Origin of the sequence: Pseudomonas sp. UM16 (assembly GCF_050312595.1) — a bacterium.
GTDB lineage: Bacteria > Pseudomonadota > Gammaproteobacteria > Pseudomonadales > Pseudomonadaceae > Aquipseudomonas.
The window spans coordinates 1-19,628 of record NZ_JBNPJT010000017.1; the positions used below are offsets into that span (position 1 = coordinate 1).

Annotated in this window: 12 protein-coding genes; 8 read left to right on the plus strand and 4 right to left on the minus strand. The window is 61.2% G+C overall.

Annotated features, from left to right (window positions below; all coding sequences use genetic code 11):
• Positions 1 to 96: 96 nt before the first annotated feature.
• A complete protein-coding gene (locus ACQRAX_RS19675; RefSeq protein ID WP_412041059.1) occupies positions 97 to 2,658 on the minus strand; it encodes a type VI secretion system Vgr family protein in 2,562 nt (853 codons plus the stop codon).
• Positions 2,659 to 3,042: 384 nt separating this feature from the next.
• On the opposite strand from ACQRAX_RS19675, the gene ACQRAX_RS19680 reads away from it, so the two are divergent.
• Entirely contained in the window at positions 3,043 to 7,644 is a 4,602-nt protein-coding gene (locus ACQRAX_RS19680; RefSeq protein ID WP_412041058.1) for an NEL-type E3 ubiquitin ligase domain-containing protein, read from the plus strand.
• Between the two features lie 50 nt (positions 7,645 to 7,694).
• Here ACQRAX_RS19680 and ACQRAX_RS19685 read toward each other — a convergent pair whose 3' ends face one another.
• Complete coding sequence (locus ACQRAX_RS19685) at positions 7,695 to 8,594, minus strand: LysR family transcriptional regulator (protein ID WP_412041057.1); 900 nt, start codon at positions 8,592 to 8,594, stop codon at positions 7,695 to 7,697.
• A 96-nt stretch (positions 8,595 to 8,690) separates the two neighbouring features.
• Here ACQRAX_RS19685 and ACQRAX_RS19690 point away from each other — a divergent pair, with 96 nt between their 5' ends.
• The 4 genes from ACQRAX_RS19690 to ACQRAX_RS19705 are packed head-to-tail and all read left to right on the plus strand — an operon-like array spanning position 8,691 to position 13,323.
• Positions 8,691 to 9,929 carry a 3-hydroxyacyl-CoA dehydrogenase gene (locus tag ACQRAX_RS19690; protein WP_412041056.1) on the plus strand — a complete coding sequence of 413 codons (1,239 nt, stop codon included), beginning with the start codon at positions 8,691 to 8,693 and terminating at the stop codon, positions 9,927 to 9,929.
• Positions 9,926 to 11,689, plus strand: coding sequence for an acyl-CoA dehydrogenase C-terminal domain-containing protein (locus tag ACQRAX_RS19695; RefSeq protein ID WP_412041055.1), 1,764 nt, complete (start codon positions 9,926 to 9,928; stop codon positions 11,687 to 11,689). Before ACQRAX_RS19690 ends, ACQRAX_RS19695 begins: the two co-directional genes overlap by 4 nt.
• Positions 11,690 to 11,729: 40 nt before the next feature.
• Positions 11,730 to 12,893 carry an iron-containing alcohol dehydrogenase gene (locus ACQRAX_RS19700; protein WP_412041054.1) on the plus strand — a complete coding sequence of 388 codons (1,164 nt, stop codon included), beginning with the start codon at positions 11,730 to 11,732 and terminating at the stop codon, positions 12,891 to 12,893.
• 1 nt (position 12,894) lies between these two features.
• The gene (locus ACQRAX_RS19705) at positions 12,895 to 13,323 is read left to right on the plus strand and encodes an acyl-CoA thioesterase (protein WP_412041053.1); all 429 of its coding nucleotides are present in this window, start codon (positions 12,895 to 12,897) and stop codon (positions 13,321 to 13,323) included.
• 124 nt (positions 13,324 to 13,447) lie between these two features.
• Here the strand turns inward: ACQRAX_RS19705 and ACQRAX_RS19710 are convergent, their stop codons facing one another.
• Both ACQRAX_RS19710 and ACQRAX_RS19715 read right to left on the minus strand, forming a co-directional pair.
• The gene (locus tag ACQRAX_RS19710) at positions 13,448 to 14,467 is read right to left on the minus strand and encodes an AraC family transcriptional regulator (RefSeq protein WP_412041052.1); all 1,020 of its coding nucleotides are present in this window, start codon (positions 14,465 to 14,467) and stop codon (positions 13,448 to 13,450) included.
• Entirely contained in the window at positions 14,467 to 15,384 is a 918-nt protein-coding gene (locus ACQRAX_RS19715) for a LysR family transcriptional regulator (protein WP_412041051.1), read from the minus strand. Before ACQRAX_RS19715 ends, ACQRAX_RS19710 begins: the two co-directional genes overlap by 1 nt.
• A 97-nt stretch (positions 15,385 to 15,481) precedes the next feature.
• On the opposite strand from ACQRAX_RS19715, the gene ACQRAX_RS19720 reads away from it, so the two are divergent.
• From ACQRAX_RS19720 to ACQRAX_RS19730, 3 genes are all read left to right on the plus strand, one after another.
• Positions 15,482 to 16,330: an AraC family transcriptional regulator gene (locus ACQRAX_RS19720; protein WP_412041050.1), complete on the plus strand. Its 849-nt coding sequence runs from the start codon at positions 15,482 to 15,484 to the stop codon at positions 16,328 to 16,330.
• Between the two features lie 110 nt (positions 16,331 to 16,440).
• Positions 16,441 to 18,258 carry a DUF1302 domain-containing protein gene (locus ACQRAX_RS19725; RefSeq protein ID WP_412041049.1) on the plus strand — a complete coding sequence of 606 codons (1,818 nt, stop codon included), beginning with the start codon at positions 16,441 to 16,443 and terminating at the stop codon, positions 18,256 to 18,258.
• A 14-nt stretch (positions 18,259 to 18,272) separates the two neighbouring features.
• The gene (locus tag ACQRAX_RS19730; protein ID WP_412041048.1) at positions 18,273 to 19,610 is read left to right on the plus strand and encodes a DUF1329 domain-containing protein; all 1,338 of its coding nucleotides are present in this window, start codon (positions 18,273 to 18,275) and stop codon (positions 19,608 to 19,610) included.
• Positions 19,611 to 19,628: the final 18 nt, after the last annotated feature.

Sequence of the window (19,628 nt, forward strand, 5' to 3'; positions counted from 1 at the left end):
ACACCCGGCAGGTCGGCAGGTACTTCCATTTTGCGTGCAGTGTTGCAGTTGGGCAGCAAACGTATGTTGTATTCAGCGATGCAATACTGGTCAGGATCACTCATGGTTTTCCTCCTTGTTGTCACGCAGTAACGCCACCTGGCCTTGATGCATGAGCTGGCGCTGTACCTGTTGCGACAGGCCACTGGCGTCACTCGCCCCTTGCACCACGCTGCCATCGTCGAGGGCAACCTGGTAAGCGAGCTCGGCCGCTGGCCGCAGGCTATCGTCGTGTTCACCGGGGTAGTGCAGTGCCATGCGCTGGGCCGCAGGGTCGCGACTGAAGGAGGGCGCGGCGCTGCTGTCGGTTTTCGGCCCGAGCCAGTCATGCTCACTGGCATGTACGTTGACCTTGCCCTGGCTGCCGATCTCGATGCCTCCGCCACCGATCCTGATGTAACTGCCGTCATCGGCAACCAGGCGAATGGTGGGCGCGCTGATCAGCGCTTCACCTTCGCTGGCAGTGAATTGCAGGTTTTTCTGTGCCGTGAGGGCGATGTCGTCCTCCTGCGCCTGCACGTGCACCTTGCCGCGATTGGCAATGGCGCTGATGCCGTCGTCCTGAACAAACGCCGACAGCCCTCTGCCCGCGTGCAGGCGCATACCGCCACCGCTGCTCAATTGCAGGTGGTCCTGGGCAGTGGTGTCATGGTTGGCACCGGCGTAGTGCAACTGCGAACGGGGCGTTGCGCTGATGATCCCGGCCTCGGCGGTCAGGGCCATGAGCGCTGCCCCGGCAGACGCGCTGTCGGCGGCGGGCCATTGCTTGAGCGCCTGGCGCAGTGCTTCGCTACCCTGGCTGTCGAGCGCCTGGGCGCCACGTGCCGCGGCGGTTTGGCCGAGCCCGTGGAACAGCTCATGGCAATCGGCCAATAGCGCGAGCAACTCCTGGCGATCCAGCTGTGCACCCTGTGCGTCGTGGCGGGCGAAGGTGGTCAGCAACATGCCTTGGGCGGCGCGCAAGGCAATCGCGGCATCGGTGCGCAGCTCGGCGCCCTCGCCACGTGGCTGGGCTGAGCCGTCGGTGCGCGGGGTGACCAGCTTGCCGAGGTTCAAGGCACTGGCCTGGTGGGTGCTGCCCAGGCGTGCGCGCACGGCACCGGGGCTGTCATCGAACAACAGTTCGTTGAAGCCCTTGCCGTTGTGTTCCTGGCTCTTGATGCCCGACAGCACGCGGTTGCCGGGCAACCCTGAGGCTTTGCTGAACTGCGGTACAAAGTGCTCGGCGTTGTACAGCGCCGCGGTGACCAGCGGGCGGTCGATGTCGCCGGCGAGGAAGGTCACCAGCACCTCCTGGCCGATGCGCGGCAGAAACTGATGGCCAAAACCTGCACCCGCGCTGGGCATGGCCACCCGCAACCAGGTGGTGCCTTGTGGCAGGCTGTCGCCGCGTTGCCAGTGGAAGCGCACTTGTACCCGGCCCAGCTCATCGGTAAAGACGTCTTCACCCGGTGGCCCGACCACAATCGCGCTCAACGGGCCAGGGATACTCGGGCGCGGGACGCTGATGGGGTGGCGGTAGGCAATCTTCTGGCGAATACAGACAAAGCGGTTGTTGTAGTAAGCCGGCTGATCGTTGAGGTAGTTGTTGCTGCCCTGGTGCTTGACGCTGAGCAAGAGGAATTGGCGGTCTTCGCGGCTGCCGTTATCGTGGTCAAAATGCTGGCTCAGCTCAAAGCTGTAACCGGGGTGCAGGGCGCGGCAGTTGCTGGCGCCGTGAAAGGTCTTGGCTTGAGCTTCGATGGCTTCCAGGCGATCGCGTAACAGCCCTTCAGCTTCGCTGGGCAGGCGATGGCTGTAATGGCCGAGCACGTCGTAGATTTCTTGATGCTCGACGTCCCCTTGTTGGTTGATCGTGTTGATGCTGGCCGGCAACAGGTTGCTGGGCTGGCGGTAGTCGAATGTCTGCACGGACATGCGCCCAGGTTGCAGCACACGCTGACTGCTCCATTGGCTGATGGCGTCGCTGCTCTCGGTAAGCGCTGTGCTGTGGTAGCGGATCTGCGGCTGTTCGGGCAGCGCAATCAGCCGTGAGGAGTCATCGCTGATGACCAGCGTATGGCCCTGGCGGGCATGATCGAAGTAGAAGAACAAGCCCTCATGCTCCAGCAGGCGCAGGACAAAGGTGAGGTCTGTTTCGCGGTACTGGGTGATGTAACTGTGATGCTTGAGCGGGCGGCTCAAGCGAAATTCGAACGCGCGCACCGCAGGGTACTGGGCAAACACCGTGCGGATCACCGACTCAATGGTTTGCTCCTGAAAGATTCGACAGTCCTGGCGCAGTGTCAGCATCCACAGCCACGGGCTTAAGGTGGCCGAATAGCGTGCCAGGCCACCATCGCTGCCCTGCAGGCTGAAGCCACTGATATAGCCATGGATGAAGCGCGGTTCGCCGCCAGGCCGTTCAATGCTCAGGTGGGCGGGCTGGCCGATAAGCGATTTGAGCTCAAGGCGGGCATCCTGGCAAAGCAGCGACAGTTCAAAACTGAACAGGGTCGAGACGCCTTCTGCGCCGCAAAAGTCTTCCAGCAACAGTTCATGCTCGGGTAGCAGCGGGGTGGTCAGCCTGATCAGGCGCTGCTGTTGAGGTGCGAACAACGGGGTTAGATCCTTTAACATCTGAACTCCAACGGCGAGGTCGCTCGCGCAGCACACCCGTTGAGGCGATGTGCGCAAGCAGTTCGAGGATCTGAATTAAAGTGATGGCACCGCGATTTGTATGCAGAACATTTCTGGCTTGTAAGTAGGCATTTGGTCTATTTGGCGTGGGAAATTTCGCCATGGCTGGGAGGTCTCGCATTTGTCCCGTGCAGCACGCGCTGCGCCCAATGCGTAAGCCGTTTCGCAGTGGAGGACAACGCACGGGCATTCTTTGTCGATACGCAGGCTTGGCACCTGCCGCGTTCACCGCAAAGGGTTCAGGGCGTGGCCATAGATATCTAGCGCATCGCAGCGCCCCCGCCAACCTAACCTCCTGCGTTTCTCAACAGAAGGTTGAAGGGTATGTCTGCGAGCAACGACGACAGCGCAACAAAAACGCCACTGCAAATCAGCCTGGAGGCTTACCAGGACGGCTTCATTGGCCGCGCCTTACCCGCCTGGCTGCGTACAGCCAGCGTTGAGCAACTCACTGCGCTCAAGGAGGCAATGGTCCTGAGTCTGTACTTCAACCAGCGCACGCGCAGTGCCTTGGCGGGGCTGCAGAGTATCGACGCGTTCACTTTGCCGTTACTGCAAGAAGCACTCGGCCCAGGCCTGGACGCTCAGCGTCTGCAGTTCAGGATGGGGCGTAAAGAGCCGGTGATCACCTCGCAACCCATTGGTTACCCGGTGACCGCGGCGGTGTACTCGAATATCCCCGTGCTGGAAGCGGCGCTGCGAAATTTCAGCGCAGAGGAAACCCAGCCGGGGGGCTATCTGGCGGGTAACCGACTGCTCGACCCGAACGACGCTGGAGCTGCGTTGCCGACGCCTGATGTGTTCGCTCGTTGGTGTCGACAACTCGACCTCGGCGCGCTGTACCAACAGCACCTTGATTCGGTGCTGCTACCGGCCGATGGCGACGGCGAGCAACCCGGTGAAGGGCGCAGGCGAGTGGCTTCGCTGATTGCCCGCATGCAGCGTTACACCATGCTGGTAGATGCCCATATCGCCTGGATCAAAGGCCAATTGCACGCCGATGAGCATCAGCTGCTGGTCAAACTGTGTGGCCTCCATAGCCCGATCAATCTCAACGATGACCCTGTGATACCTAAACAGTTGAGTCTGCTTGGCTGTCAGTTGGAAGAAATTGTGGTTCTCGATGTGCGTGATGAAACCTACAGTCCGATCTACACCTCCAGCAACCGGGTGCTGGTTTACATCCCCGGCGACCCCCTGACACCGTGGCGGGCTTACCGTTCGTTACGTTATTTTGCCAATGACCTCGGCCATCGCCTACGCATTGGCACCTATCAAGGCTTCTTCCGTCGATTCGTTCGACGCCGTGACAGCCAGCGCTTTTTCAGCCGCGTTGTCAGTGGCTATGCCGATGTCTCGGATCTTGCCAACATCGATTTGCAAGAGCGTATGCATGCGTTTGAGGGGCACCTGTTTGACTGCCTGGCCCAGGCGAGCATCCAGCGCATCAAGGATGATGCGGCGATGATTGCGGTGCCGACGGCTGCGGTCGATCGCGAGGTTCAGCGTGAGCACGATGAGCGCCTGGCAACTGAAGGCTGGACCTTGCTCAATCTGGCAGGTCTATTTGTGCCGGTGCTCGGTGCGGTACTGGTTGCTATCGCCGCCTGGGACCTGCTGCGTGGGGTCTATTACGGGGTGCAGGCGTGGCGCGAGGGTGACGTTCATGACGCCCTCGATCACGCCTTGAATGTCGCCATCGATCTGGCGGTCATGGCTGCAACGGCGGCCGGCATTCACGCGGTGCGCGATGCCTGGCAGCGCTCGGCAGTGGTCGATAGCCTGATTCCGGCGCAGCTGAGCGACGGCAACCAGCGCTTGTGGAATCAGGACCTGACGGCTTACCGCAGCGAAGCCCCTCCGGCTGCGGCGGTTCAAGATCATCAAGGTTTATTTCATTTGGGCAACCAGACCTGGATCGAGATGGACGGTTACTTCTACGTCGTACGCCAACACAATGAGGCGTGGTGTTTGAATACGCGCAGGGGGCATGCACCGGGGCTGGTGCACAATGGTGCCGGGGCATGGAGACTGTGGAGCGAACAACCCGCCGAATGGGATGACCCGCACCGGATGTTTCGTCGGCTGGGCAGCTTCTACCAGACGTTCAATGACCAGCAGATAGATGAAATCCTCACCGCCACCAACATGACGGTCGATCAACTTCGGACTCTGCATGTCTATGCGCAGGCGCCGGACGCCTGTTTCGTTGACACCTGCGAGCGTTTCGCCGTTGACCAGCGCATTGGTGTTGCGATCACGCAACTGAGCCAAGAACACCCAGTAGAAGACGAACAGGTGCTTAACGCGATCCGGGCACTGCCAGGTGCTGCGCAGTTGTCTGCGCCCCAGTTGGCTGATCGTGCCACATTGCAACGGCGATCATTGTTTCAGCAACTTTACGATGCCAACCTTACCAGTACCTCCAGTGACACGGCCTTGTTGCGTCGGGACTTTCCCACTTTGCACGAGCGCGCAGCGACGGCAGTGCTGGAGGCTGCCGGTTCCGGGCAGCGAGAGCATTTACTCGATAGCGGGCGTGTTCCCTTGCCCATGGCGCAGGCCGCTCGCACTGCGGTAAGGCAGATCCGTGTGGCGCGGGTATATGAGGCGTTGTACCTGCATACCCCGCAGTCGCTTGACCTTGCCCGCGTATGCCTGAGGTTGTGCGGTCAACTGCCTAATGCTCCTGCGACCCAGGGCTGGCGCTTGTTCGATAGCGCTTTGCAGGGCCCGGCAATGCTGGCAGTGGGCGAAGTCGAAGGCGATCGGTGCCTGGATATGCTGCACCACGATGGCGAATTCCAGCTCTTTGATAGCCAAGGCCGCTCACTGGCCGGGCCCGGAGAGTTTTTCACTGTCATGGCCGCAGGCTTTGATACTGCAGACCGTGATGCTATGGACCTGAGCGACCCCTTTGCGCACAACCTGCGGGTGCTATTGGCAGCACAGGCCAAGGTCCAACGTCAGGACGTCGGGCAGTGGCTTGGGGCTGCTGAACGGGTTGGTTGGTTCGTGCCACCGCAGCGTCTGGAGGACGGGCGTCGGGGATATCCCCTGTCGGGCCGCAGGCCTGGGCGTTCACACCGACCGGCAGCCTTGCAACGCCACTTGCGCTTGCTGTACCCCGCGTTTAACGATGCACAGATTGAGCACTGGCTGGAGGCTGCCAGGCGTTCGGGACAAGATCCCGAACGCGAGGTGGTGCGTTTACAGCGCGAGTTATCCAGCTTGCAGCTTGAACTTCGTCGCTGGAGCGAAAGCCTTCCTGCTACCTCGTCACAGCGTACACCACGACAAAGCTTGAGCAATGCCCTGATCGGTTGTTGGCAGCATACCCAAGGGATCCAAATTTTTTCGGCAACCGGTGAGCTTGAGGGCTACCGCTTGATGCTCTGGGGATTACGCTTGGATAACGTGCCTGCGCTACCTGAGGGGGTGAGATTTGAGCATGTCCGACAGCTTTCGTTTCGGGGTATGGGGTTGCGGGAAATTCCAGCCGAGTTTCTTCGCGCGTTTCCCAGGTTGAGCCTCCTTGAACTCCCCAACAATCGCCTCACCCAGTTGCCGCAGAATTTGTCGCAACTGCACATGCTGCGTGAACTGGACCTCTTCAACAACAGCATCGCCCTCAATCCGGCGCAAGCGCTGATGCTCAGCGAATGCGAAAGCTTAGAGGTCATCAACCTGTCGTCCAACCCCTTGGGCCGCACTTTTTCGCTGGCTCGAATGATCCACTTGCGCAGGTTGCACCTACAGCACACTGGCATCGCACAATTCCCCCCGGACCTGCTCAGCCGTCAGGCGTTGAATGTGGTTGACTTGCGCAATAACGCAATCACCCAGGTCCCTGAGCAGTTCTATCGGCTCCCGCAATGGCTGAGCAGTACCATCCTGCTGGAGTGGAACCCGCTCAATCCCGACGTCGAGCAGCGCATGCGACAGTACATGCAAGCCAATGGCTGGCACATTGCCGCAGGCTGGTTGGATACGCCTGCCGTTAATCCCCACGGTGTGCGTGACCGCTGGCTGAACGCGGTGGCCGTTGAGGCGCTTGCGCAGCGAACCTCCACTTGGGATCAGCTGCAGGCCACTGAGGGGTCACAAGCGTTGTTCGATTTGCTGGAGCGGTTGCTCGATACCGTCGATTTTCAGCATCAACCTTTTGTATTAGCTAATCGGGTATTCACCTTGCTTGAAGCCATGTGTCAGTACAGTGGGTTGCGTGAAGAGCTGTTTGGGGTGTTGAACAATCTGGAAATGACCTGTCAGGACAGTGCCGCCCTGCACCTGAGCGGGTTGGAGTTGGGCATGCTGGTCTGGCGCGCCTGCAATGAGGCGGGGCCCGGTCGTGAACAAAGTGCCCTGATCGAACTGGGACGACAGATGTGGCGCCTGGACCAGGTGGATCAGGCAGCCTTGGCGGATATTCAGGCGCGCCAGGCGGCAGGACAACATCTGGATCAGATTGAGGTGGGGTTAGCCTATCGCCTTGAGCTGCGCCAACTGCTCAACCTGCCAGCCCAACCCGCTGACATGGGCTTTCGTGCAATCGCCGGCCTGGATTCCCAGCAGGCCCAGCGCTTGGGGCAGCAAATCCTCGCCCGGGAGAACAATGAGGGCCTGGCCGAATCGCTGGTGACGCGGGATTTCTGGGTGGCACACCTCAAGCGTGCCTATGCCTCGCGTTTCAGCGCGGTCAATGAGCCCTTCCAGAATCGCTCAACTGAACTGATGGAGGAGGCGAGTAATGCGCAGATGCGCGATGACGAGTACAAGGCTGCGCAGGAGCAGATCAAGGAAGAGTGGGATAGGGCAGTAGCCGCACTGGTCCGGACGTTGACCCAAGAGATCGTGCAATTGCCGATAGGGAGCAAGCCACCTGGCGCAGAGGATCCGCGCCCAGGGCCGTCGACGCGTTCATAACGCCTTTGCGCTGGGTTTGAACCCACGCCTGCTGCAACGGCGGGCGTGGGTCAGTCCTTGGTGACGCCCAGTATTTCCTCGACCAACCAATTCAATGCCCGGTCCTGGCCACGTTGTGCCAAGTACACCAGTTCCAGTTCGAACGCCTCCAGGGCGAATGGCAAGTCATGCAGTTGCAAGGGCAGCAATGTGGCGAAGTGCCGTGCCAGTTGCGTCGGCAGTACCACGCACAGGTCCGAAGTTGTGACCAGGTGTGCCGCCTGTAGGTAGTTGGGTGTGGTGTAGACGATCTGCCGTGCCAAGCCCTGTTCCCCCAGCCATTGATCGACCATGCCACGGGTCTGGCCACCGTGCACCCAGAGGTGGCGCAGGCGCAGAAAGGTGTCCAGGTCCAGCGTATCGCTGATCAGCGAATGATTCTCACGCACGGCAACCTGCAGGGTTTCGCGCCGCCATAGGTGGCGGACGAAACGCGCCGGGATCTCGTCGAAACGGCCCAGCACCAGGTCGAGTTGGCCACGGTCGAGTGCGTCCACCGGCAGGCTCGGCGCCAGTGGGGCGATGTCCAGGCGCAGGTTCGGTGCGCTGTCCTGCAGGCGACGCAGTAGGGTCGGCATGCACAGCTGTTCAACGAAGTCGGTCATGGCGATGCGAAAGGTCTGGCGACTGTGGTGTGGCTCAAAGCTGTCGCCGACGTTGAGGGTCTGCTCGATCTGCTGTAGCGCCGAGCGGATCGGGCCCTCCAATGCCAGTGCCTTGGGCGTCGGTTGCATGCGCCGACCAATGCGCACCAACAGCGGATCGTCAAGCAGCTCGCGCAGGCGCGCCAAGGCGTTGCTCACGGTCGGTTGACTAAGGGCCAGGCGCTCGGCGGCGCGTGAAACGTTTTGCTCACGCAGCAGCACGTCGAGCACACGCAGTAGATTGAGGTCGAAATTGCTTATATTCATTTTGCAAATATCACGCATATGAAAATGAAATTTCTCAAATAGTAGGCAGCTGCTTAGGGTGTCGGCAATCCTTCTTCTCGATTTGGGAGTGTCGCTGTGAGCAACGGATTCGATGTGCAGCAGGCTGCGGTGGTTGGCGCTGGCACCATGGGGCGGGGAATTGTCATCAGCCTGGCCAGTGCCGGCATCCCGGTGTTGTGGCTGGACGCCAGTGCGCAGATGGTCACCGCAGGCTTGAAGATGGCCGCCGACACCTGGGCCCAGCAAGTGGTCAAGGGTCGCATCAGTGAAGCGCAGGCCGAGCAGAACCTGGCGCGGATACGTGCCGTCGACAGTTACGCCGAATTGAGCGATGTCGACCTGGTGATCGAAGCTGTGTACGAGAACCTTGAACTCAAGCAGGAAATCTTCCGCACCCTGGACCGCACGCTCAAGCCCGATGCGATTCTTGCCAGCAATACCTCGGCACTGAACGTCGATGCCATTGCCGCAGTGACCGGTCGCCCTGAGCAGGTACTCGGCCTGCATTTTTTCAGCCCCGCGCACATCATGAAATTGTTGGAAATCGTCCGCGGTCAGCAGACGTCGCCCGCCGTACTGGACGTCGCCCGGCAATTGGGCCAGCGCTTGGGCAAGGTGGCGGTGGTGGCGGGCAACTGCCGTGGTTTCATTGGCAACCGCATGCTCAAGACCTATGCCGACGAAGCGCGCAAGATGCTCCTTGAAGGTGCGTTGCCACGGCAAGTGGACGGCGCCCTGCAAGCCTTTGGTTTTGCCATGGGCCCGTTTCGCATGTACGACGTGGTCGGTGTCGATCTCGAATGGCGTGCTCGGCAGCTGGCCGGGCAGGGGCTGGACAGCCCACTGGTACAGGTCGACAACGCTTTGTGCGAACTCGGCCGCTTTGGTCAGAAAGCCGGGCGTGGTTACTACCAGTATGCCGAGGGCAGTCGCGAGGCTGTGCATGATCCTGACGTTGACACGCTGATTGCGAAAATCTCCGCGGGCCTGGGCTATCAACGTCGTGCCCTAAGTGATGAGGAGATCCTAGAGCGCAGCTTGCTGGCACTGGTCAACGAAGGGGCAAAGATTCTCGAAGAAAACATCGCTGCCAACAGCCATGACGTCGATCTGGTCTATCTCAACGGCTATGGTTTCCCGGCTGCCGTCGGCGGGCCGTTGAGCTGGGCCGATGCCCAGGGGCTGGCGTCGATCCAGGCGCGTCTGTTGCGTTTGCAGGACACCCTTGGCGCGCATTGGCAACCGGCAGCGCTGATCACGCGCTTGGTGGCGACGGGCAAGGGCCTGGCCGCTGTGCAGGAGGGCCGGGTATGAACTATCGGGCGCCGCTGCGTGACATGCGTTTTGTCCTGCATGAACTGTTCGACCTGACCGGGCATTGTCAGCAACTGGACAATGGCCTGGACCGTGAAACCATCGACGGTGTGCTGGAGCAGGCGGCACGGTTTGCCGCCGCAGTGGTCGCACCGCTCAACCGCAACAGCGATGAACAGGGTTGTCACTTGCAGGACGGCAAGGTGACCACCCCGGACGGGTTTCCTCAGGCCTACGCGCAGTATGTTGAACAGGGCTGGGCGAGCATGACCGGCCCTATCGCGTACGGTGGTCAGGGCTTGCCGCAAATGCTCTCGGCCAGTTTCCACGAGATGCTGATGGGGGCCTCGTTGTCGTTTCGTGTTTACTCAGGGCTCACCGAAGGCACGGTGTTGGCTCTGGATCGCCACGGCAGTGCCGAGCTCAAACAGCGTTACCTGGCGCCGTTGGTCAGCGGCGAGTGGACCGGCACCATGTGCCTGACCGAACCTCAGGCCGGCACCGACCTGGCGCTGTTGCGCACTCGCGCCCAGCCGCAAGCTGACGGTAGCTATCGGCTAAGCGGCAACAAGATATTCATCAGCGGTGGCGAGCAAGACCTCAGCGACAACATCATCCATCTGGTACTTGCACGCTTGCCCGACGCGCCAGCGGGGGTCAAAGGCATCAGCTTGTTCCTGGTGCCCAAGCGCCTGGTCAACGGCGACGGCTCGCTGGCCGAACGTAACACCCTGAGTTGCGGGGCGCTGGAGCACAAGATGGGCATCAAGGGTGCCTCCACCTGCGTAATGAATTTCGACGCCGCCACTGGCTGGCTGGTGGGCGAGCCGAACCAGGGCCTGGCGTGCATGTTCACGATGATGAACGATGCGCGCTTTCAGGTCGGGCTGCAGGGCCTGGGGATTGCAGAAGCCGCGTTCCAGGGTGGCCTGGCGTATGCCCGCGAGCGCTTGCAGTCGCGTTCGCTCAGCGGCCCGCAGGCCCCGGATAAGCCCGCCGATCCGATCATCGTCCACGCCGATGTGCGGCGTATGTTGCTGACCCAGAAAACCCTCAGTGAAGGCTGCCGCATGCTCGCCGCCTACACCGCCCGGCAGCTGGATCTCGAACACACAAGCAGCGCCGCCAAACGGCGCGCCGCGTTGTTGATTCCTATCGTCAAAGCCTTCTTCACTGACTGCGGCCAGGAGGTCGCCAGCCTCGGTGTGCAGCTGTATGGCGGACACGGTTTCATTCGCGAGTGGGGCATGGAGCAGTTGATGCGCGACAGCCGTATCACTCAGCTCTACGAGGGCACCAACGGCATCCAGGCGCTGGATTTGATTCGGCGCAAACTGCTCGGTGACGCAGGTCAAGCGCTCAATGCGCTGATCGATGACCTGCTTACCGATGCGGCGCAGGCCACCGCGCATGCGCAGATGGCCGAGCAGGTTGCGCAGCAGTTGCAGCAGTGGCGGGCATTAGCCGAGTCGGTGCTGCAGGCCTGTGCGCGAGACCCTGAAGAAATCGGTGCAGTGTCGGTGGATTTCCTGGCCTACTCGGCCTACACGTTGTTGGCCGCACTGTGGTTGCAAGCGGCGCAGTGCGCCAGCCAAGCCCTGGCGGCGGGCACGGACGAAACGGCGTTCTATCAGGCCAAACTGCACGCGGCCGAGTTCTATCAACGCCGGGTGCTGCCTCGGGCGGCTGCGCATCGCCAGGCTTTGCTGGCCGGTGCCGGGTGCCTAATGGGCTTACCGGCGGCAGACTTTGCTTTCTGATCAGTTCTGCCGACATCACAACAACAATGAGGGACGCCGCATGCAGTCATTCAGTTTTGCTACCACCGCGCAGATCCTCTGTGAAGCCGGTGCCGCCACGCGCCTGGCGAGCCTGTGCCGCGAGCGCGGGGCGCGCTCGGTACTGATCGTCACCGATCCAGGCATTGCGCGTCTGGGTTTGCTCGAGCCGTCGCTGCCAGGCTTTACCGAGCAAGGGGTCGCAGTGCAGGTGTTTGACCAGGTGCTGGCCGATCCACCACAGGCCTGTGTGCTGGACGTGGTAGAGCAGGCGCGGGCGATGCAGGCTGATGTCATCGTCGGTTTTGGCGGCGGCAGTTCCATGGATGTCGCCAAGTTGGTGGCTTTGCTGGCGCATCCGCACTGCCAGCAACCACTCAACGAGATGTACGGCGTCGACCAGGCTAAGGGCCAGCGCCTGCCGCTGATTCAAGTGCCGACCACTGCCGGCACCGGCTCGGAGGTGACGCCAATCGCCATTGTCACCACCGGCGAGCACGCCAAGATGGGCGTGGTCTCACCCCAGTTGTTGCCGGACCTGGCGCTGCTTGATGCCGACCTGACCGTCGGTTTGCCGCCAGCGGTCACCGCTGCTACTGGCATCGATGCGATGGTCCACGCCATCGAGGCCTACACCAGTAAGCTCAAGCGCAACCCGCTGTCCAACCTGTTGGCCTGCGAAGCCTTGCGTATGCTCGCCAGCAACCTCGATCAAGCGGTGCACAACGGCAGTAACCGCGAGGCGCGTCAGGCCATGTTGCTCGGCGCCTGCCTGGCCGGTCAGGCTTTTGCCAACGCGCCCGTCGCCGCGGTGCATGCGCTGGCCTACCCCTTGGGTGGGCATTTTCATATTCCTCATGGGCTGTCCAATGCGCTGGTGCTGCCTCATGTGTTGCGCTTCAACGCTGAAGTCGCGGCGCCGTTGTATGCGCAACTGGCGCCGCTGTTGCTCGGTGAACGCTTGCGGCCAGGCGATACACGTAGCCTGAGTGATCAGTTCGTCAATGAGCTGGCCGAGCTCAGCCCGCGCTGCGGTTTACCGACACGCTTGCGCGATGCCGGGGTGGCCGAGCGTAGCCTTGAACAACTGGCCCGTGACGCCATGTTTCAGCAGCGCCTGTTGATCAACAATCCGCGTGAGGTCAGCGAGGCTGATGCGCTGACGATCTATCGGCAAGCGTACTGAAATGGACCAACCATCACGTGCCGCCTTTCGCCATTTCCAGCCGATCACCACGCGCTGGCACGACAACGATCTCTATGGCCACGTCAACAATGTCGTGTACTACAGCTTTTTCGACAGTGCGGTGAACAGCTACCTGATCGAGCAGGGCGGGCTGGATATTCACCACGGTGAGGTGATCGCTTTGGTGGTCAATTCCAGCTGCGACTATTTCGCCTCCATTGCCTTTCCCGAGCGTATTGAAGTGGGCCTGGCGGTGAGCAAGCTGGGCAATAGTTCGGTGCACTACACGTTGGGTATTTTCAAGGCTGGGGAGCAACTGGCGTGTGCAGCGGGGCACTTTGTCCACGTCTTCGTCGAGCGTGCCAGCAACCGCCCGCAGCCGATTCCTCAACCCCTGCGAGCGGCCTTGAGCCGTTTGCGCTGTGACTGACCTGGAGTCCTTTGGTCGGCCATGCCTTGCTCGAAGGCAGGCGCCGTGGGGTGAAGTACGTGGTGGTGAGCATGTGCGTGGGTGGCGGCATGGGCGCGGCGGGTTTGTTCGAGGTGCTCTGAGCTCAGCGCGCGCGGTAGGCACCGGGCGCGCAGTCGAACCAGCGCAGGCTGGCGCGATGGAAGCTTTGCACGTCGCTGTAGCCGAGCTGGTCAGCGATCTGTACCAGCTCCAGGGCGCTGCCGTGCAATAAGTCTTCGGCGCGGTAGCGGCGGTACTCGTCGAGCAGTTCCGAGAAGCTCCAGCCCAACGCTTTCAAGCGCCGTGCCGCCGTGCGTTCAAGCAGGTGCTGGCAGTTGCAGAACAGCGGCCAGCGCTGGTTATCAGCCAAATGCAGGGCCAAGTGGTCACTGGCTAACTCCAGCAGGGTGGGTTGGCTGTTACTTTGGGTCTGTTGCAGCAGTGCCACCAACATCTGCTCCAACGCCTGGTTACCGGGGGTGAGCGGCTGGCTGAACACCTGAGGGTCTAGGAGGATACTGTGTTCAGCATGCCCCCAACTGACTGCGGCGCGCCAGGCTTGCGGGTGCGCGGTGGTATCGGCGGGCGCTGGATGGGCCAGTTCGATGGCAACGATCGGGTCCTGATCCAGGCCGCTGGCCAGCAGCTTGCGGTGCAGCAGGCTGCTGATACTGGTGAGCATGTAGTCGGTGATCGGTGCCGTGGCCTTAAGGCTGCCGCAATCTTCCAGGCGCAGGATTACCTGCCGTTCGGTACGCTCGATGCGGGCGCGAAAATGGCCGTTGAAAAACGGAAAATACTCGACAAAAAACGCGCAGGCGCTTTCCAGTGAGGCGGCCACATCAAACAGATAGGTCAGGCCATTGGTGGCGGTGGAGACGAAACGCCGGCCAGCGGCCAGGCCAATCAATGGGTCGCAGGTTTCGGCCAGAGCCAAGGTCCAGAAGCGCCGTGACAGCACCAAGGGCACGCGCAAAAACGGCGTGCGTAACTCGAACAGGCTGCGGCGAAACACCGCTTCGATCAATGCCAGGTCAACGCCTCGTGCCTGCAGTTCTTCAATGGCGGGCAGCAGGGTTGGGGCATAGAAGGCGTTCGCGGGTGGGCTGTACAGCGTGCTCATCAAGGGTTCTCCAGCAGCTGTTGATCGACGCTCAGGATCGTCTCGATCATCGCTTGCGCAGCCGGGGTCAGGGTAGCCCCAGCGCGCCTGACAATGCCATAGCGCAGTTGCAACTCGGGGTCGCCGGTGTCGATATCGACAAAGCTCAGCAGCTTTATTTCAGCGGCTGCGACCCATTCGTTGAGGGCTTCCTCTGTGGCCAGGCCCACGGCGTCAGAGCGCATGACCACGCGACGGATGGCATCGAACTGCGCGCATTCGACGCTGGTGATGAAATCCTCCACACCCTGAGTTCGGGCAAGGATCTTGCGGATCATCGGCGGGATTCGTGTGCCGCTGATCGGGTAGTCGAGCAGGTCGGCGAGCTTGAGCGGTCCGCGGTCCAGCAGCGGATGGCCGGCGCGACAGAAGAAGCGCCCGCGACGCGGACGCAGCACCTGCACGTGATAGCGCGGATCATCTTTGAAGTAGCGCGAGTCGGCGACGAAGAATTCTATCTGCTGTTCCTTGAGCCAGATGCCCAGCTGTTCCCAGTCGGCCAGGTGAAAGCGCGCCAGAACCAACGGATGGTCATGGATGAAACGCGCCAAGGCCTCCGGTACCAGCAACTGCGCTGGGTAGGGGCCGCTGCCAAAGTGCAGCTCGCCACCTTCCAGGCCGTTGTACTGCAGCAGTTCGTTTTGCAGGGTCTGACTGCTGGCGAGCAAACGCCGGGCGTGCTGCAGCACCAGTTGGCCTTGGCCGGTGAGGCGAAACTCACGGCTGCCGCGTTCGACCAGGGCGCATTCGAGGTCACGCTCGAGGGTCTGGATGCTGCGGCTGAAAGCAGGCTGGCTGAGGTTCACTGCGTCAGCCGCACGAACGAAACCGCGGCAATCGGCCAGGGCCACGAAATGGCGAAGCTGTCGAAGGTCCATTATGCGCCCCTTGCATGTTAGGCATGTTTTTTATGCATTTGATCGATAGTGTAGCGACTGGCATAACGCTAGTCCTGTTCTTTTCTCGTGACTCGCCATGCCTGCTGCAGCCTTTGTTTCCACTGCTCTCACCCGTACCTTGGTCGCGCATGCCGAAGGCTGCGGCCTGGCCGTCGAGCGCTTGTTGACGCGCGCCGGTATCGATCCTGCGTGGCTCGAGGGGCACGGCAAGGTTCCGGCGCGGTTGGTTGAGCAACTGTTGGTCGAATGCGAGTCAGCCGGCGCTGGGCGCGAGTTTGGCTGCGAACTGGTGCCGGGCATGGCCACCCACTCGCTGCAAGGCCTGAATATTCTCCTCGATTCGGCTGCCACGGTGCGTGCCAGCTTGGAATGCTTTATCCGTTACCTGCCGCTGGTCACCAATTGTGTGCTGGTCAGCCTGGAAGAAGACGCAGGCCAAACGCTGTTGCACGTGCGCCGCTATCAACACCAACCGCATTACTACATGTTGGATGCCGCGGTGTTGAGCCTGGTGCGTAACATTGCCCGGCGTGCCGGCAAGCCGCCTGCCAGCGTGTTCACCCAGGTGACGCTGTTGGCGCAGCAGGCCGCGCAGCCCTGGTTGCAGGAATGGGGCGTGCCGACAGCTGAAGGGCAATGGCTCTGCCTGCAATTGGCCCCTGGGGCACTGGCGCTGGCCTTGCCAGGGGCCAACGGCTTCCTGCACCAGAGCATGCTGCGCCAATGGCAGGGCGCGGTTGGCGACGCCGACCGCCAGGGCAGTCTGCAATTGGCCCGGCACTGGCTGGCTGCCGGTGACCAGCCGATCGAACGCATCGCCGCGCGTCTGGGCTACCGGCAACCGAGCAACTTCATTCGTGCCTTTCGCAAACAGTTTGGGGTGACGCCCAAGCAATTTCGCCTGGGCGTTTTGCAATCGGCGTAACGCCTTTGCCGTTGCTGGCTGATGATCGTTTTTTGTCGTGCACCGCTTGCGCGTGGCGACCGGTGCTTGGGCATCTTGATCGAGCTGCGTAATCCAACTGGAGCTCGATAATGACAACAACAAGCTCAACCCCGGCGCGCCTGCGCCTGCGTTTTGACCGCAATGGTCACCCGCCACTGCTGCTGGCGCTGCTGACGTCCGTCGCCGCGCCTGTCCAGGCGACCTCCTTCGACATCAATGAAGACTGGAGCTTGACCACACGCAGTACCCTGAGCCTGGGTAGCAGTTGGTCAACCCAGAGCCCCGACCGGCATTTGATGACCCGCGCCAATGCCTTGCAGGCTCAGGGCGTCAGTGCCGATGGCAGCAGTGTCAGCGCCGATGACAATCGCCTCAATTTCAAGAAGGGCGATCCGATCTCGCAAACTTTCAAAGGCCTGACCGACTTCAGCCTCGACGGCCAGGGGCAGGGCGCGTTCCTGCGCCTCAAATACTGGTACGACCACGCCTATGAAACCCGCGACGGGCGCTTCAAGGATTTCGACGACAGCGGCTGGGATGACCTGGCCAGGTTCCAGGGTTTCGAGGCACTCGACGCTTATCTGTGGAAGGACCTGGAACTGGGCGGCCATGCGCTCAACGTCAAGCTTGGCAAGCAGGTGTTGTCGTGGGGCGAGGCCTTGTTGATTCAGAACGGCATCAACGTCATCAACCCGCTGGATATCACCGCCTTTAATCGCCCCGGGGTCGAGATCAAGGAAGGCCAGTTGCCGGTGGAGATGCTGTCGTTCAGTTTCGGAATCTCCGACACCCTTAACCTGGAAGGCTTCTACCAATACAACTGGCGCCCGAGCGTGCTCGACGGTTGCGGTACTTTCTTTGCCAGCAGCGATGTGATTCAGCCGGGTTGCGGTCCGTTGTACCTAACTCAGGTACTCAGCGATCAGCAGATGCAAGCCAGTGGTTTGTATGCCAGCTCACGCGGTAACGAATCGCCATCGGACACTGGCCAGTTCGGGTTCGCCTTGCGCCAGATGCTGCCTGCGCTCAACGATGCCGAGGCGGCGTTGTACTTCATCAACTACCACTCACGCCTGCCGTACCTGACCCTTGATGCACGTAACACCAGCCTGCCGGGCAACTTTCCTGGCGGTGTGCAAGGGCCGTCCTATGCAGCGGCATTCCCCGAGGATATTCGCCTGTATGGCGTGAGCCTAACCGGGGTAGAACCTTACAGCGGTATCTCGCTGGCCACTGAACTGAGTTACCGGCCCAACATGCCGCTGGCTTACAACGCCCCTGATGTCACCACGGCGGTAGTCTCCGGCGCTGTGGGCAGCTCTTGGGTCGAATTGCCAGAAGATTTCAACACGCGTAATGGCGACCGCTTTGACGCTTGGCAGCGCAAGGGCGTGTGGCAATGGACGGGCTCGGCGACCCAGGCGATCGACAACGTGCTTGGCGCCACGCGCCTGAGCCTGTTTGGCGAAGTGGGTGTGGTGCACATCGACAGCCTCGGTGATGAGCGCCTGGGGCGCAACGCTGCCTTTGGTCGCAGTGCGCCACGCAATGGCACAGCCTGCAACACTGAGGCTTCCGGAGTGACCAACCGTTACTGCACCGATGAGGGCTTTGCCACCGACTGGTCCTGGGGCTATCGACTGCGCGCCAGCCTTGAGTACAGCGACGTGTTGCCGGGAATCAACCTGATCCCGGCGGTCAATTGGCGCCATGACGTCGAGGGCTATTCCTACGACCCGGCCGGGCCGTTCCAGGAAGGCCAGCAAGCACTTGGCCTGAGCCTGAGCGCCAACTACCTCAATGACTACAGCGTGGAGCTGGCCTACAGCGCCTTCTTCGGCTCCAACGACTACAGCACCCTGGATGACCGCGACTTCGCCTCGGTCAGTTTCAAGGTTGATTTCTAAGGAGAACAATAAAAATGCGCATACATCCTCTGTTGCTGGCCCTGACCTGTGTCAGCGCCACGGTTATGGCCAAGACCAATGACCTTGGGCCGTTGGACAAGACGCTCACCCCCATGGGCTCGGAACGCGCCGGCAATGCCGACGGCAGCATCCCAGCTTGGACCGGTGGTCTCGACAAGAGCGCCGGTAGTGTCGATGGCAACGGTGGTTACAGTGATCCGTTTGCCGGCGAGAAGCCGCTGTTCACCATCACTGCGCAGAACCTTGGGCAGTACCAGGCGGCCCTGAGCCAAGGCCAGGTGGCGATGTTCAAGCGCTATCCCGCCAGCTACCAGATGCCGGTTTACCCCAGCCATCGTAGTGCACGCTTACCCGCAGCGATCCTGGCCGACAGCCGCAGCAACGCCAGCAAGACGACTTTGGCCGATGGCGGCAATGGCCTGCATGACTACAGCCGCGGCATCCCGTTTCTGTTGCCAACCGAAGGCATGGAGGTGATGTGGAACCACATGAGCCGGTGGCGCGGCGGTAGCTATGAGCGCTTGAGCAGTATTGCCCTGGTGCGTGAGAACGGTGCAGTCAGCTACATTCGCGCGCAGTCACTGGTCAGCTTTGCCGAGGCGGTCAGCGGTCTTGAGCCAAACGCCAACGTGCTGTTCATGTTCAAGAGTCGGGTGCTGGAGCCGGCACGTCTGGCCGGTGAGACGGTGCTGGTGCATGAACCGCTTGATCAGGTCGCCGAACCGCGTTCGGCCTGGCAGTATCTACCGGCCCAGCGCCGGGTGCGCCGCGCACCGATGCTGGCGTATGACAACAGCGCCCGCTACAGCAACGGGTTGATTACCGCCGACAACATCGACGGCTTCAATGGCGCGCCCGACCGATTCGACTGGAAGCTGATCGGCAAGCAAGAGCTGTACATTCCCTACAACAGCTACCGTCTGGGCAGTCGGGCGCTGAAACTCGACGAGCTGGTCAAGCCCAACCACATCAACCCGGCCTATACCCGTTATGAAAAGCATCGGGTGTGGGTGGTTGAAGCGACACTGAAACCGGGGGCGCGGCATCTCTACAGCAAGCGCCGTTTCTATGTGGATGAGGACAGTTGGCAGATTGCTCAAGTCGATCAGTACGACAGCCGTGGCGAGTTGTGGCGCAGTTCGGAGTTGCATGCGATCCAGCACTACGATCATGACTTCACCTACAACGTGCTGGAAACCTCGTATGACCTGATTTCCGGTCGCTACTATGCCGGTGGTTTGAGTAACGAAGAGAAGATGCCGATGCGTGTCGGCTTCAGCGCCAAGACGGATGATTACACACCGTCCGAATTGCGTCGCTGGGCTAAGTAATACGAGCCTGTTGGCTCG

Coding starts and splice junctions, on each gene's coding strand:
- ACQRAX_RS19675 (WP_412041059.1), bottom strand. CDS start 2,658: ATGTTAAAGGATCTAACCCCGTTGTTCGCACCTCAACAGCAGCGCCTG.
- ACQRAX_RS19680 (WP_412041058.1), top strand. CDS start 3,043: ATGTCTGCGAGCAACGACGACAGCGCAACAAAAACGCCACTGCAAATC.
- ACQRAX_RS19685 (WP_412041057.1), bottom strand. CDS start 8,594: ATGAATATAAGCAATTTCGACCTCAATCTACTGCGTGTGCTCGACGTG.
- ACQRAX_RS19695 (WP_412041055.1), top strand. CDS start 9,926: ATGAACTATCGGGCGCCGCTGCGTGACATGCGTTTTGTCCTGCATGAA.
- ACQRAX_RS19700 (WP_412041054.1), top strand. CDS start 11,730: ATGCAGTCATTCAGTTTTGCTACCACCGCGCAGATCCTCTGTGAAGCC.
- ACQRAX_RS19705 (WP_412041053.1), top strand. CDS start 12,895: ATGGACCAACCATCACGTGCCGCCTTTCGCCATTTCCAGCCGATCACC.
- ACQRAX_RS19710 (WP_412041052.1), bottom strand. CDS start 14,467: ATGAGCACGCTGTACAGCCCACCCGCGAACGCCTTCTATGCCCCAACC.
- ACQRAX_RS19715 (WP_412041051.1), bottom strand. CDS start 15,384: ATGGACCTTCGACAGCTTCGCCATTTCGTGGCCCTGGCCGATTGCCGC.
- ACQRAX_RS19720 (WP_412041050.1), top strand. CDS start 15,482: ATGCCTGCTGCAGCCTTTGTTTCCACTGCTCTCACCCGTACCTTGGTC.
- ACQRAX_RS19725 (WP_412041049.1), top strand. CDS start 16,441: ATGACAACAACAAGCTCAACCCCGGCGCGCCTGCGCCTGCGTTTTGAC.
- ACQRAX_RS19730 (WP_412041048.1), top strand. CDS start 18,273: ATGCGCATACATCCTCTGTTGCTGGCCCTGACCTGTGTCAGCGCCACG.